This window comes from Bradyrhizobium sp. Kon69 (genome assembly GCF_055807515.1).
In genome coordinates, this window is sequence record NZ_JBVVOS010000002.1 from 431,514 (window position 1) to 445,083 (window position 13,570).

The 13,570-nt window shown below is 60.2% G+C and carries 14 protein-coding genes; 11 read left to right on the forward strand and 3 right to left on the reverse strand.

Translation table 11 applies throughout. From position 1 onward, the window contains the following. Positions 1-54 precede the first annotated feature (54 nt). Positions 55-192 (reverse strand): hypothetical protein, encoded by a 138-nt coding sequence (locus tag AC0L3U_RS04290; RefSeq protein ID WP_473360810.1) that lies wholly within the window; start codon positions 190-192, stop codon positions 55-57. A gap of 309 nt (positions 193-501) precedes the next feature. After that, entirely contained in the window at positions 502-975 is a 474-nt protein-coding gene (locus tag AC0L3U_RS04295; RefSeq protein WP_473360811.1) for a cupin domain-containing protein, read from the reverse strand. 105 nt (positions 976-1,080) lie between these two features. On the opposite strand from AC0L3U_RS04295, the gene AC0L3U_RS04300 reads away from it, so the two are divergent. Then, on the forward strand, positions 1,081-2,631 hold the full coding sequence (locus AC0L3U_RS04300) for a winged helix-turn-helix domain-containing protein (RefSeq protein WP_473360812.1): 1,551 nt from the start codon (positions 1,081-1,083) through the stop codon (positions 2,629-2,631). Between the two features lie 289 nt (positions 2,632-2,920). Further along, positions 2,921-3,355 carry a YybH family protein gene (locus AC0L3U_RS04305; protein ID WP_473360813.1) on the forward strand — a complete coding sequence of 145 codons (435 nt, stop codon included), beginning with the start codon at positions 2,921-2,923 and terminating at the stop codon, positions 3,353-3,355. An 18-nt stretch (positions 3,356-3,373) separates the two neighbouring features. Here AC0L3U_RS04305 and AC0L3U_RS04310 read toward each other — a convergent pair whose 3' ends face one another. Continuing rightward, positions 3,374-3,604: a hypothetical protein gene (locus AC0L3U_RS04310; RefSeq protein ID WP_473360814.1), complete on the reverse strand. Its 231-nt coding sequence runs from the start codon at positions 3,602-3,604 to the stop codon at positions 3,374-3,376. 440 nt (positions 3,605-4,044) lie between these two features. Here AC0L3U_RS04310 and AC0L3U_RS04315 point away from each other — a divergent pair, with 440 nt between their 5' ends. The 9 genes from AC0L3U_RS04315 to AC0L3U_RS04355 form a co-directional block, all read left to right on the forward strand. Continuing rightward, the gene (locus tag AC0L3U_RS04315; RefSeq protein WP_473360815.1) at positions 4,045-4,398 is read left to right on the forward strand and encodes a response regulator; all 354 of its coding nucleotides are present in this window, start codon (positions 4,045-4,047) and stop codon (positions 4,396-4,398) included. 144 nt (positions 4,399-4,542) lie between these two features. Then, positions 4,543-5,277, forward strand: coding sequence for an alpha/beta fold hydrolase (locus AC0L3U_RS04320; protein ID WP_473360829.1), 735 nt, complete (start codon positions 4,543-4,545; stop codon positions 5,275-5,277). Next, a complete protein-coding gene (locus AC0L3U_RS04325; RefSeq protein ID WP_473360816.1) occupies positions 5,278-6,438 on the forward strand; it encodes a PAS domain-containing sensor histidine kinase in 1,161 nt (386 codons plus the stop codon). It begins immediately after the preceding gene. Between the two features lie 163 nt (positions 6,439-6,601). Then, positions 6,602-6,976: a hypothetical protein gene (locus AC0L3U_RS04330; protein ID WP_473360817.1), complete on the forward strand. Its 375-nt coding sequence runs from the start codon at positions 6,602-6,604 to the stop codon at positions 6,974-6,976. A 153-nt stretch (positions 6,977-7,129) separates the two neighbouring features. Further along, positions 7,130-7,330 (forward strand): hypothetical protein, encoded by a 201-nt coding sequence (locus tag AC0L3U_RS04335; protein ID WP_473360818.1) that lies wholly within the window; start codon positions 7,130-7,132, stop codon positions 7,328-7,330. 663 nt (positions 7,331-7,993) lie between these two features. Next, positions 7,994-10,198, forward strand: a complete 2,205-nt coding sequence (locus AC0L3U_RS04340) for a PAS domain S-box protein (RefSeq protein ID WP_473360819.1) — start codon at positions 7,994-7,996, stop codon at positions 10,196-10,198. A gap of 454 nt (positions 10,199-10,652) precedes the next feature. Next, positions 10,653-10,958: a hypothetical protein gene (locus tag AC0L3U_RS04345; protein ID WP_085357201.1), complete on the forward strand. Its 306-nt coding sequence runs from the start codon at positions 10,653-10,655 to the stop codon at positions 10,956-10,958. A gap of 621 nt (positions 10,959-11,579) precedes the next feature. After that, positions 11,580-12,182, forward strand: a complete 603-nt coding sequence (locus tag AC0L3U_RS04350) for a LabA-like NYN domain-containing protein (RefSeq protein ID WP_473360820.1) — start codon at positions 11,580-11,582, stop codon at positions 12,180-12,182. A gap of 837 nt (positions 12,183-13,019) precedes the next feature. Next, on the forward strand, positions 13,020-13,570 hold a 551-nt coding region (locus AC0L3U_RS04355; RefSeq protein ID WP_473360821.1), incomplete at its 3' end, for an SGNH/GDSL hydrolase family protein.

The following is a 13,570-nucleotide window of genomic DNA, read 5'->3' on the forward strand; positions in this document are numbered from 1 at the left end:
TGTACTTGCATACTTCTGGGTGCATGATGGAACTGCACTGACCAGCCCATCTTCTCAGAAGGCCGAGGGGCGGCCGCTCACGACCGAATGTCCGGTCACTACTAGCTCCGGTTGCTGCACCAGCAAGGCAGCGACCCCGACCAACAGCAGCATCGAGGCGATCATGATGGCAATCCACTTCCTGTCCTCCATGAAGACAGCAATACCCGCTGCGCCACCTCGTTCCGAGCATGGCCGCAGCCCGCTGCAAAAGATCACGAAGATCTCAGCCCTTCGACCTCCGGCAGAGGTCGTTGAACTTGGCCCGCATCGTCGAGAGCAGAGGTCCGGCGGAGACGTCGCGACCCCTGCCGCAGCCCTGTGGATTTCGCGCTCCTAGGCGCGGATCTGCCCACGCATACGCACGATCTCGTCCCGGAGATCCGGTAGAGTTCATGAGCGCAGCACCGCGGACCAGCGCAGGTGAGGCCTTTTGACCACAAGGACTCCGCCACCCCTAAATCATGGCTTCATGGCGTAGTCTCTCAGCGCCGATATCTGGTCCGTATCGTACCGGGCCCTCAAACTCGCGATCTGGTCCGGGTCCGCCGCACCACCCTCAGCCACCATCTCCGCCAACTCCGCGAAATAATGTTCGTGCCCCGGCGGCGATACCGTCATCAACACGCGCGCCGGCTTGTCGGTAGAGTTAGCGATGTTGTGCCGGACGCCGGGAGGCAGAAACAGGTAGGTGCCCGCCGCGGCACGCACGCGTTCCTCTCCGACCTGCCAGTCGCATTCTCCCTCCAGTACATAGAACGTCTCCTCCTGCACCCGATGAACGTGCAGCCCGGTGGCGAAGCCTGGAGGAATCGTCCACTCGAACATCGAGGTGTGCTTGGTGTCCTCACCCGTCACGAGGAAAGCCATCGGTTGGCCCGCCAAGGTCACGCTGTTGCCCTGGCCGGGCCGGCGGATGATCGCCTTTGCTGACATCGGGTTCCTCCGCAGTTTTGGTGTTCGGACACGTGGCCTGAGACTGCGCTCGCGTCGACGAAAGGTCGTGAAAGAACTCCGAAATTGTTGCAAAATCTCCCTCAAATGGACCGCCATACCCCATCGGCTCTCTACAAGTTCGGCCCCTTTGCGCTCGATGGGGAGGCTGCCATGTTGTTGCGGGCGGGTGAGCCGGCTCTCCTTGGCCGTCGTGCTGTAGCTCTGCTGCGCGTGCTTCTGGAGTGTGCCGGATCTCCTGTCTCAAAGGACGCGCTGATCGAGGCGGCCTGGCCGGCCCTTGCCGTCGAGGACAGCAACCTCACTGTCCAGATCGCCGCCCTTAGGCGCGCGCTGGAGCACGAGGGCGGTGCCGGCTGGATCGAGACCCTCCCGCGTCGTGGTTACCGCTATGTGGGCCCGCCGGTTATGCGGAGCGAGTCTGGGGTGAGGGAGATGAACTCTCCAGAGCTGCCCATCCCGGAAAGGCCCTCAATCGCGTTGCTGCCGTTCGAGCATTCGGGGGACAGCTCCTGGTTCGCCGACGGGATGGTCGATGACATCATCACTGGGCTGTCGCGCATCAAGTGGCTCGTCGTGATCGCTCGCAGTTCGAGCCTTGTGTATCGCGCCGTTGCAGTGGACGTAAAGCAGGTCGGGCGCGATCTTGGCGTTCGCTATGTCCTGCAAGGCAGCGCCCGGCGGAACCACAATCGCGTACGCATTAACGTGCAGCTCGCCGACAGCGGCACTGGAGTGCAGATCTGGGCGGAGCGCTACGATCGCACGCTCGAAGACGTCTTCGCACTGCAGGATGAGATAGCGCTCGCAGTGGTCGGCGCCATCGAGCCAAGCCTCCGCAAGGCCGAGGTCGAGCGTGTCCGCCGCAAGCGCCCCGAAAGCCTTGATGCGTACGAGCTCGTTCTTCGTGCGCAACCTGATGTCGATTCCGGAATGCCGGACCGTGCCGAGACGGCATTGCCGCTGCTGATGCGCGCGCTCACTCTCGAACCCGCTTACGCGCTGGCGCACGGCCTCGCGGCCATGGCGCACCATAATCTATTCCTGCGGGCCGGTCTCAAGGAGGAACATCGCCTGGAATCCGTGCGCCACGCCCGCCTCGCACTGGAGCACGGGCGCGACGATGCACTGGCGCTCACCTTCGCCGGCTTCTCGCTCGGAATGGACGCCCACGATCGCGCCGCAGCCTTCGCCGCCTTCGAAACCGCGCTTACGCTGAGTCCATCGACTGCGCTCGGCTTCATCCTCGGCAGCGTCGTACATAGCTGGGCAGGGGCAGCCGAGCCGGCGATCGCGTGGGGGCAGCGCGGCCTAAGGCTTAGCCCTTTCGATCCTTGGGCCTTCGCGGCGTTCGGTTCGCAGTCGATCGGGCATTTCCTGCAAAGTCGGTGGGAGCAAGCGGCCAAGGCCGCCTACCACGCGGTTCAGTCGAACCCGGCCCACAGCATCAACTACGTTATTCTGATTGGACCTCTGGTCGCCCTCGGCCGGCTCGACGAGGCGAGGGCCGCTGCGGCCCGGGTGCTTGAGCTGCAGCCGAATTTCCGGATTAGCCGACAGTTTGCCGGCGTCGGTTGCGAGGCGGCTCTCGCATCGAAGCTCGGTGTCGAGCTGGTTGCAGCAGGGCTGCCTGAATAGGCCCTCCGCCAGCGAGGAAGCTGGAGCAATGGGACAATAATTCGTGAGCATTGGGACGACTGCGCTGGCTTTCTTCGCCGGCGTTTCGATCTTAGCGACTGCCCGACTTTGGCCTCGTATTGGGGCGCACAATCGCAGCTTCAAACGCCCGTCGGACTCGGAAAATTGAAAAGAAGGTGGTGCGCCGTAGACCGCGACTTCATCAGGTGGGCAAGGTGCACGCCGACAGAAACCAGCCAGCGCCACGGTAAGTCAGCCTGATCTGAAACTACCAACAACGGAGCCATTCATGGTGAGAACCACAGTCGCGGTCGCGTTCCTGCTCTTTATCTCGATCTCGCTGGCACTCGGGCAAGAGAAGCTATCGGCCGAGAGTGCGAGCGCCAATCTCCAGAAGAATTTTGCATCCGCGTACAATCGGGGCGACCTTGAGGCAATGGGGGCAGCGTTTGACGAGAACGCAATCAGAGTCACTCCTAGCGGAATCTTCCAGGGCCGCGATGCCATACGACGAAGTTTCCAACAAGCCCTAAAGATAGGACTGCACGACTACTCCGTCAGGCGTGTCATATCTCGACGCGAAGGTTCGTTCATACTCAACGTCGGAGAGTGGCAGGCCAAAGTGGGCGATCAGCCCTTCCATGGCTACTACAGCGCAATACTGGCGGGCGAGGGCGACGAAACGAGGATCATTGAAGAGACGGTCAGCATCGCGGCTCCATAAGCCCGCGTTGCAGGTAGCTCATTCTTTTCCTTTTGGCACCATTCGACCTTCATGCACCTCATGCGTTATGGCCCGGCTGTCCTCTGAAGCAAGCAAACGCTTCACCAGTCGCTCACCGCACCAGAGTTCGACGAAATTACCGTGCAGCATCTGCCTCGCCCAGACGACGGCGTCTTCGTCGTTGGCGCAGACGAATGTGCGGGAGTTCTCGTGACCATTCGCATCAACGATGCAGGCTCGATATTGCATTACCAGTTCTCTCGATTCAGCGTTCAGTTCGACCGAACTGTAAGCACTGGCTCGCAAAAATCGAACTACTTTCGCTCGCGTAGACCTAGCCGCGCGTGCTAGAACGAGCACGACTGCTGTGAGGGTCGGCGCGTGGTCTTTCACACGTGGCGCCGATGTGCAGGCAAGTCATCGGATCGCCCTGCACGCGTGGCGACGGCACCCGAAGCACCTTACCAATGGTGGATTGACTATCGTCAAAAAAATCAGGATAGGGTCATCAGTATTTCTCGCTTGCGGTTCCGCGACCAGCAGCGCCCACTCTCGGCAAGTGAACGGTTTGCCTCTGGTTACGTTGTGGCTGGCAGCCCCTGCGTCGTGTCTGAGGGGGCTCTGAAAATGAGAGATGCGAGAGGATGCACCTGAACTCCCAAGACATCGGAGGGAGATCGATCGTTCTCTTGGTCGAGGATGAAGATCTTCTTCGCGAAATGCTCGAGGAGACATTGCTGGAGGCCGGTTTCGGCGTCCTCAGCGCCGCGTCCGGCGAGGAGGCTGCCGACCTGCTCAGCGGGAGTTCTCTGCCCCGAGCCCTGGTCACCGACATCAATCTGGGCCGCGCCCGAATGGACGGATGGGCGCTGGCCCGTCGCGTACGGGAGCACGATCCAAGCTGCGCAATCGTCTACGTCTCCGGCGATAGCGCCCATCGCTGGGTGTCGAACGGTGTGCCGCGTAGCGTGATCCTGCCCAAGCCCTTCGCGCCGGCGCAGTTGGTCGAGGCTCTGTCCGAACTCCTCATCCGAACGTCATAGCTGCCCGGCGCGCGAAGGGGATGCGTACGGATTCAGTTCCCCCTAGGCTGGTTGAAACCACAAGAACTGTCTCACGCTCAGGGGTACCAAGTGTCGATCGAGTTCCGCAACAACGTGCAAGTCCGCGGCCGCGGCGAGCGTGCGATGATGTTCGCTCATGGGTTCGGGTGCGATCAGAACATGTGGCGGTTCGTGGCGCCCGCGTTCGAGGCAAATTTCAGCACGGTGCTGTTCGACCACGTCGGAGCGGGCCGCTCGGACCTCGCCGCTTACGATCGCCAGAAGTATTCCAAATTGTCCGGCTATGCCGACGATGTCGTCGAGATTGGCCACGCGCTCGGGCTGAAGGGCGCGGTCTTCGTGGGCCATTCCGTCAGCGCGATGATCGGAGTGCTCGCTGCGATCAAGGATCCGACATTGTTCGAGAGCCTTATCCTTGTCGGCCCTTCGGCGCGCTACATCGACGATGGCGACTACGTCGGCGGCTTCAGCTCCCAGCAGATCGAGGAGCTTCTTTCTTTCCTGGAAGAGAACCACATGGGGTGGTCGGCCCAGATGGCGCCTGCCATCATGGGCAATCCCGACCGTCCCGAACTCGGCGAGGAACTGACCAACAGCTTCTGCCGGACCGATCCCGCGATCGCCAAGGAGTTCGCCCGGGTCACGTTCCTCTCCGACAATCGCGCGGACCTGGCCAAGGTCAACGCTCGCACGCTGATCCTCCAGTGCAGCGAAGACATCATCGCCGGGCAGCAGGTGGGTGCGTACGTGCAGCGCAACATCCCGAACAGCAAAATGGTGGTTCTGAAGGCAACCGGCCATTGTCCCAACCTGAGCGCGCCTGACGAAGTCGTTGCCGCAATCCGAGATTTCGTCTGAGTGAACAATAATTACCCCGCCGATAGCGATTTCGAAGACCTCTACGAAAACGCGCCATGCGGGTACCTCTCCGTTCGTCCGGACGGCCGCATCGATCGTGCCAATCGAACGCTGGCGGGCTGGATGGGCTACCAGCCCGACGACCTTCCCGGGATGCGGGTGAGCGAACTGCTCAACATGGCGGGACGCATATTCCTGGAGACCCACGTCTCGCCGCTGCTGCGCATGCAGGGTTTCTTCGACGAGTTCGCACTCGATCTCCTCACCAAGAGCGGGGCACGGCTGCCGGCAATCGCGAACGCTCGCGAGCGTCGAAATGATAGCGACGCACTGCTGTTCACTCGTCTGACGATCATGCGTGCCGCGGACCGGCGCCGCTATGAGCGCGGGCTGATCGACGCCCGCAAGGAAAGCGACGAGCTCAAGACCGCTCTAGAGGAGCGCCTTCAACAGGAGCGCGAAAATGCTGAACTGCGCGAGCAGTTCATCGCCGTGCTCGGCCACGACCTGCGCAACCCTCTCGCATCCATTGCGGCCGGTGCACGGCTGATGCTGAAGGCCAAGACGCCGGAGGACGCGCTGCGGCTCGAGGCCATGATGCAGAGCAGCGTCGGCCGAATGGCCAAGATGATCGAGAGCGTCATGGATTTGGCACGAGGCCGCCTTGGCGGAGGCATCTCGCTGTCCAAGTCAATTACGGCGATTGAACCCGTGCTCGACCAGGTCGTCGCCGAATTGACGGCGGCCCATCCGGAGCGCCGCATCGAAACCAGCTTCGAGGTCGAGACCCCGGTCTTCTGCGATCCGGCCCGTATCGCCCAGTTGTTCTCGAACCTGCTCGGCAACGCAATCAGCCACGGCGCGCCGGATCAGCCAGTGCGGGTCCAAGCTGCCGCCAAAGCAGAAATGTTTGACCTCTCGGTGGCGAATGGAGGTGCGGCTATTCCGGAAGAGGCGCGGACGCGCCTGTTTCAGCCGTTCTACCGAGGAAAGACGCACGGTCCTTCGCAAGGACTGGGACTTGGCTTGTACATCGCGGCGGAAATTGCCAAGGCGCATGGGGGCTCGATTGAGGTCGCGTCGTCCGAGACAGAGACTAGGTTCACGATGCGAATGCCCCTGGAAGGCGACGGGTCGCTTCGGCCGCATTCCGCTCCATAGAGCAAGCAGCGCGCGGCGGATATTGCCCATATATATGATCAAGGCGTGACGGCGAGTCCTCGCACGAAAATCCGCGTGCATCGAGCGTTAGGAACGTGTGCTGGCTTCTCGGCATCCTACTCTGGAATTCGTATGCTGCCTTTCAAATGAACGAGTGATTGTCGTGACTGGTTTTCATTACCTCAGCCTCTTTCGGCGTCGGGCGTGCGGGGCTTTATACCGAAGCTGCCAGGAGGAGAGACGAAAAAAAGGGCTGCGCCTGCTCCAGGGCTGGCTCACCCCACAGCAGCGATTGCAGTTTGATCGGAAAGGCTATTTCGAAGTGGTCGGGTCCGATACGGGAACGCGGTACCGCATCCGTCGGGGCACGTCGGCCAATGTCCGCGAGGTCGATGCATCCCGTCGACTGGGAATGGGATGGTGCTTTGTTCCGGATGGTGAGCTGGTCGAAGGGGATGTGATGCTGGTGCAAAAGATAGCCTTGGAGACGAGCGAACTTGAGACACTGGCCATCGCCAAGAACTTCTACGGATGGTGATGTCGGAAGTCTAAGGGCCTCCGTCCGCTCGCGTATCGTCAATTCGTGAGCGACCAGGTTCCGTGTTCACTTGTGTACAAAGTGTCTCATCCTTAAATCTCGGTTGCAGCAAGCAAGGATCGCGCTACCCGCCAACAGCAGGAGTTGCGCCATATGGCTTATAGCAAACCCTTCGATATCGCCGTCATAGGAGCTGGCGCAACAAAGCTGTCGGTGGTCGCTCTCGATCTGGAAAATGCGGAGGAGGCCTGCGCGGTGGGGAAGCGGATGGCCGAGACGACTGGGCGAACTGTCACCGTTCGGAATGCAGACGGCGAGGTCCTGGGTATTTTTCCAGGCGCCAATAAGAACTAGGAACCGCCAATGGCACTCGGCATTTGCGGACATGCCGACGTTCTTTTTCGAGCTCAACGATGAGGCCGCGCCCGTCAAAGATGGGAACAGTGGTGGCTTGAGTAAAGCCGACACCAGGAGCAGCAGTCCATTCAGCGAAGCGAGCCCAGCGAGCACGGAAAACGACACGCTTCCAGGGGCTCCGATCGGCAGCAAAGACGAAGTAATCGACCACTGTACCGGGCCAGCTTCGAAGCCTTAGACTTTCAACGGCCTCTCGCTTGCCCATGGCGAGCGGCTGCGGCTTCCCATGCTCGCGGGCACGCAGCGCGCAACGCACGCCGAATGCGGTGTGCAACTCCGTGGTCTTAGCCGCTGCGGCTTAAGAACCAGATTCTGGGCGGTCGTCCTGTTGTCGCGCGCCTCCTCGACGCGAGGAGCTATCAGGGGCAAGGCACAGATAGATCGACTGATCTCGCTCTGGAGCTTTATGCAAACCCCTCATGGAGCGATTTCAGGTGCGACCGGCTCAATCGGCCGCAGGTATCATTGTAAAGCTGTCGGGAACTGGAACCTTCGTTGATCGTTGCCCCATGCCAATGGGGGCAATCCATCAATCAAGCAAGTGACGGTCGGCGTGTCCGACGTGTCGGCGCCAGAAGAGCGCGGCCCGCTGGGAGGCTCATGACGCGAAATAGCGAAGATCAAAAGCCGGAAATTGCCGCATGGCAATGGAGGCAAATCGTCAACGGCGCGACCGATACCGCCATCGTCACCACCGACCTGCGTGGCCGGCTGACGAGTTGGAACGTTGGCGCTTGCAACATTCTCGGGTGGACAGAAGAGGAGATGATCGGCCGCTCCTTGAGCCGGGTCTTTGCGGAGGAGGACCAACAGGCCCAGCTTAGCCGCGAAATCGCCGACGCGATGACAAAGGGCAAGGGCGGCGGCGAAGAAGGTTGGCGTCTTCGCAAGGATGCCTCACGTTTTTGGGCGGTCGGAGAGCTCAGCCCGATCCGGGATAAATCGAATGTCGTAGGTTTCATCAAGATCCTGAGGGATCGCACGGCGCAGCGCGAAGCCGAGGAAGCTATCCGAGAAGAGCGGCACGCGCTCGAAGTGCTCAACCGTGCCGGCTCGGCGCTCGCAGCGGAGACAGACCTCGAGCGCCTCGTTCAGATCGTTACGGATGCGGGTGTGGCGCTTACGGGGGCCGAGTTCGGCGCCTTCTTCTACAACGTCATCAACAATGCGAGCGAGAGCTACATGCTCTATACGCTCTCCGGAGCGCCGATCGAGGCATTCTCGAAATTCCCCATGCCGCGCAACACGGAGGTGTTCGCGCCCACCTTTCTGGGCCAAGGGATCGTTCGTTCGGACGATATCACCAAAGATCCGCGCTACGGGAAGAACTCGCCCCGCAAAGGGATGCCTGAAGGCCACCTGCCGGTCCGGAGTTATCTCGCCGTATCCGTCATATCCCGAACGGGTGAAGTGCTCGGCGGTCTTTTCTTCGGGCATGCGCGGACTGGCGTGTTCAACGAGCGGTCGGAGCGGGGCCTGTCCGGGCTTGCGGCCGAAGCCGCGGTCGCGATCGACAACGTCCGCCTGTCCCAAGCCATGCACCGAGAGATCGAGGAGCGGAAGCGGGCGCAAGAGGCGATGGTCGAGCTCAATGCCACTCTGGAGCGACAGGTGACGGAGCGGACCGAGCAGTTGCGCAAGAACGAGGAAGCCTTGCGCCAGTCCCAGAAGATGGAGGCCGTAGGCCAACTGACAGGCGGCGTGGCGCACGACTTCAACAATCTGCTGCAGATCATTCTGGGAAATCTGGACACCCTGCAACGTAATCTTCCGGCTGAATCGGGTCGGTTGCAGCGGGCGGCGCGAAACGCGATGACGGGCGCGCAGCGGGCAGCCACCCTAACCCAACGGCTCCTGGCATTTTCGCGTCGGCAACCGCTCGATCCCAAGCCGCTCGATGTGAACGCACTTGTCAACGGACTGTCTGACATGATCCATCGTACGCTCGGCGAAACGATCGACGTGGAAACTGTCCTTGGTGCAGGCGTGTGGCGCGTCGAAGCCGACCCAGCCGAATTGGAGGCGGCTGTCATCAATCTAGCCGTGAACGCCCGCGACGCGATGACGAATGGCGGTCGACTGACGATCGAGACCAGCAATGCGCACATCGACGAGGCGTACGTCGCCGCGCACACCGAAGTCGTGCCGGGCCAGTACGTTGCCATCGCGGTCACGGACATGGGCGTCGGCATGGATTCGAAAACGGTCGCTCAGGCTTTCGAGCCCTTTTTCACGACCAAAGCTGTCGGCAAGGGCACCGGACTGGGGCTCAGCCAAGTGTATGGCTTCGTCAAGCAGTCCGGCGGTCACGTCAAGATCTACTCGGAAGTGGGGCAGGGAACGACGGTGAAGCTGTACTTGCCGCGGCTCGCGACGCAGGCGGCGGGTGCCGAGCAAGTCGAGTCCAATCCAAGTCCCGAAGCCGCACAGGAAGAGACCGTCCTCGTCCTCGAGGATGATGACGAGGTGAGAGCATATTCGGTCGAGACTCTTCGCGAACTCGGCTACCGCGTCATCGAGGCTCACGACGGACCCTCGGCCTTAAGGCTCCTGGAGCGGCAGCCCCGGGTCGACCTCCTTTTCACCGACGTTGTTTTGCCAGGCGGCCTGACAGGAGCACAGGTCGCCGCCCAGGCGAAGACGGTCCGTCCAACCTTGAAGGTGCTGTTCACGACCGGTTACGCGAGGAACGCAATCATCCACCACGGCCGGTTAGACAAGGGCGTGCAGTTGCTCGTGAAGCCATTCAGCTTCAGCGATCTGGCGGCGAAGGTGCGTGACGTCCTCGACGGCGCCTCGGACTAGTCCAGCTGCGGCTGCAAACAGGCGAGGCGACGACCATCGCACCAAAGTTCCACGGGGTGTTCGTCCACCATCGCTGCGGCCTTCCTTGCTTCGACCTTCGTCGCGCACCAAACTCACAGCGTTGTCGAGTTCGTCGAGCACGTAACCTGATAGATCATCATGCTTGGCTCGCCGAACGGCTCGACGCGTACGTCACATAAATTAACATAGGTTTGGGATTGCCAAAACTTCCCGGCATTCGTCAGATTTTAGTTGGCAGAAGCGAATCATATTGGCATGCTCCTGTGACCGGGGCTGGCACGTTCATCTCGCATCTATTTACACCCGGGTTCTGAAGCAACGGCAACGCTGCGGCAGGCGTTTCAGTACGTGTTATTTAGATCAACTCATGAACTCCTGAGGCCGCCTTTAGGTGGCCTCTTCGTTGAGAGTTCAATTCTGCGGGGACATTGCAATGGCAAAACCAGCCGTTTCCCGTGATGCTTTTCGTGGACTATTCGCTTTGTACTGGGCGAAGGCTCATCACGATCACAAAGCCGAAGCCGAGGATTGCCTTTTGACGTTGTTCGGGTCTGCGGAATACATTCCCGATCGCCTGCTGCAGCAATGGTCTGAAAAAGCTGATCTACTCGGTCCAGAAACCGTCGGTAGTGTAGTGGAGCCGCGGGCCCGTGAAATCGCCAGCGGCGGCGCGCGGTACGACCATGCGAGTGATTTTCTCCACTCGCTCCTGAGAGACCTCGGGCGAAAAATGCAGTGATCAGATGCGCCGTTTCCGCCGCTCTTACCGCGCGCCTCTGATCAACTTTGACCTCATTGACAATCTTCTGCCGGCACGCAGCTCGTTAGACCGGCGTAGCCTTTTAGCCCCTCGATCTCAACCCGCGCCTTCCTGGGTCTAGGGAGGTGCGTGGCGCCTCAATCTTCGAGGCGAGCGACCAGGCTGCTGGAGAAATTCGAACGCGATACGGAGCCATCAATAACATTTGGAAGATTGCCCTGGTGGCCTTGTAATGAGCTGCAGTCCTGCTGCACTCGGTGCCAGTCAACAGAGGGGTGCCTGACCGGTCAATGACGGACCACCGCCAGCCACGACCGCGTCTTTGTACGGTCAGATCAAAGAGAGCAAAATCGCCGGCGTTCATTAGGCAAACCTTCAATACGCACTTGGAAATCGAGAATACATTACAAATTTGACAGGAGAACCTTCGGGCGGTGGTAGAGTTCCACGCCTGCATAGGTCTGATATTATTTGAAGCTTAAATGTATGACGCTACTCGACGATCTCCGGTAGCCATCCATATAGAATGCGACCAAACATCCGCGTCGCAAATTTACGGCATGCTTCAATCTCGAGTTGCTCCACCGAAAGCCTGGACAGATGTCCCACTCACCTACCGACAAGATCGCGCTCTTCATCGATGGCGCCAATCTCTACGCGACGGCAAAAACTCTGGGCTTCGACGTCGATTACAAGCGCCTGCTGAAGGAGTTTCAGAGCCGCGGGACCCTGCTTAGGGCGTTCTACTACACCGCCATCATCGAGGATCAGGAGTACTCCTCGATCCGGCCGCTGATCGACTGGCTCGACTACAACGGCTACACCGTCGTCACCAAGGCGACCAAGGAGTTCATCGACGCCTCCGGCCGCCGCAAGGTCAAGGGCAACATGGACATCGAGCTCGCCGTGAACGCCATGGAGCTCGCCGAGCACATCGACCAGATGGTCCTATTCTCGGGAGACGGCGACTTCCGCTCCCTGGTCGAGGCCGTTCAGCGCCTGGGCGTGCGGGTCACCGTGATTTCCACGATTGCAAGCCACCCGCCGATGATCGCCGACGAGTTGCGCCGCCAGGCCGACGTCTTCACCGACCTCGTCGAGCTGCAGTCCAAGCTCGGCCGCGACCCATCCGAACGCCCCGCCCCGCGAGACCGCGTGCCTAAATTCTTGCAAGAGCCGAAGGGAAACGATCCTCTAGAATAAACAACCGGCGAAAATGAGACTGGAACGGTCGGCGAGGAGCGTCGCGCTACACGTGGCGCCTAAATCCTACCGCCCGGTGTGCCACACAGATCGGCAACACATCAGACATGATCGCACGCTAAAGCTTATCAGTCCAAGAGCCCGTCTGGCTAAACCCGTTCGGGCCGCGCCGCATAGTCTTCACGTCGTGGCGTGCGGTAGCCGCTCTAATTCCACCCAGGGCGCTCACTGTGGGTCGCCCGCCGGTGGCGGAGGCCTAGCGCGTAGGCGCTACAATACCCGTATTCGTATTACCCAAATCCTGCACAGCCTTGTTCATCGTAGGATCGTTGACGTAGCCGCTGGCGGGGGTCGAAGAGCCATTGTTCTCATTCCTAGCCGGATCGCCCAGCCGATTTCCCGTGGTTTGACGGTTGAGAGCGTTGCTCGTGTTAGGTCCGGGCGAACCACCCGTACCGTTCACGGTGCCACTGCTCGACATCGAGCCGCCCGCTGTGCTGCCTGAGCCTGTTCCTCCTCCCGAAGCTCCACCTGAACCACCTCCGCCAGCTTGTGCCAAAGCCGAGGTGCTGGTCAAAACGAGCGCCGCTACCAAGAGAAATCTGGAAGATCTCATTCTGAACTCCTATGCTGCAAGGAACAAACGCCCCGGCTCGATCCCGTTCCAAATGGAAGTCGCACCAGGACAATAAGGCGCTGAATCAGATTACTTGGGGGGAGCATGATCGGATTCTGCAACCAGCGCAGGGCGCCATGCACTTCCGCCGAGCAGCTAGGTAGGGACGAAATGCTCTTGGTACAGCTGCGCTGATGATCTGCAACTGGGAGACGACGTGAATGCCTCTGATGCGTCACCTCATCGTCGAAGGTTCAAGCTCCAGTGTCGATAATGGCGGGGCTAGGACGATATCGTACCACACCCTCTACCTACCAAACGCTGTCCATGAGACTAGTCAGCAATGCTTTGCGAGGGATGGTGCTCTTCTTGCAGATATGCTCGGCCGACAACCGTCTGTGATCGCCGCATTCAAAGATGTCCCGAACATCCTGTTCGTTCAGGCCGGACAAAACGATCTTCGTTCGACTGACACTTCAGCGTGGCTTGCTGCATTTGCCGGGTGTTTGGCCACTTTCCAGGATGCAATTAAATCCTCACGCAAAATCGTGCAGCTCGGAATCAGCACTCACAATCCTCGTAACGAAGGTCTCTTCAATGTTAATCGGGCCACCGCCGATGCGGGTCTGCGACGTTTTCCGGGTGAAGGAAAGTGCGACTTTGTTGTCGATTGGGCTGCCGATCCGACCTGGGGCCCTGACTCCGCTGCCGCAAACCAAGCTTTATACCCTGACGGCACGCATCCTTCGCAGGGCGGACAAAGCAACATGGA

What these genes read in the sequence shown, in the direction of transcription:
- AC0L3U_RS04290 (WP_473360810.1), bottom strand. Translation starts at nt 192, where the DNA reads ATGGAGGACAGGAAGTGGATTGCCATCATGATCGCCTCGATGCTGCTG.
- AC0L3U_RS04295 (WP_473360811.1), bottom strand. Translation starts at nt 975, where the DNA reads ATGTCAGCAAAGGCGATCATCCGCCGGCCCGGCCAGGGCAACAGCGTG.
- AC0L3U_RS04300 (WP_473360812.1), top strand. Translation starts at nt 1,081, where the DNA reads ATGGACCGCCATACCCCATCGGCTCTCTACAAGTTCGGCCCCTTTGCG.
- AC0L3U_RS04305 (WP_473360813.1), top strand. Translation starts at nt 2,921, where the DNA reads ATGGTGAGAACCACAGTCGCGGTCGCGTTCCTGCTCTTTATCTCGATC.
- AC0L3U_RS04310 (WP_473360814.1), bottom strand. Translation starts at nt 3,604, where the DNA reads ATGCAATATCGAGCCTGCATCGTTGATGCGAATGGTCACGAGAACTCC.
- AC0L3U_RS04320 (WP_473360829.1), top strand. Translation starts at nt 4,543, where the DNA reads ATGATGTTCGCTCATGGGTTCGGGTGCGATCAGAACATGTGGCGGTTC.
- AC0L3U_RS04335 (WP_473360818.1), top strand. Translation starts at nt 7,130, where the DNA reads ATGGCTTATAGCAAACCCTTCGATATCGCCGTCATAGGAGCTGGCGCA.
- AC0L3U_RS04340 (WP_473360819.1), top strand. Translation starts at nt 7,994, where the DNA reads ATGACGCGAAATAGCGAAGATCAAAAGCCGGAAATTGCCGCATGGCAA.
- AC0L3U_RS04345 (WP_085357201.1), top strand. Translation starts at nt 10,653, where the DNA reads ATGGCAAAACCAGCCGTTTCCCGTGATGCTTTTCGTGGACTATTCGCT.
- AC0L3U_RS04350 (WP_473360820.1), top strand. Translation starts at nt 11,580, where the DNA reads ATGTCCCACTCACCTACCGACAAGATCGCGCTCTTCATCGATGGCGCC.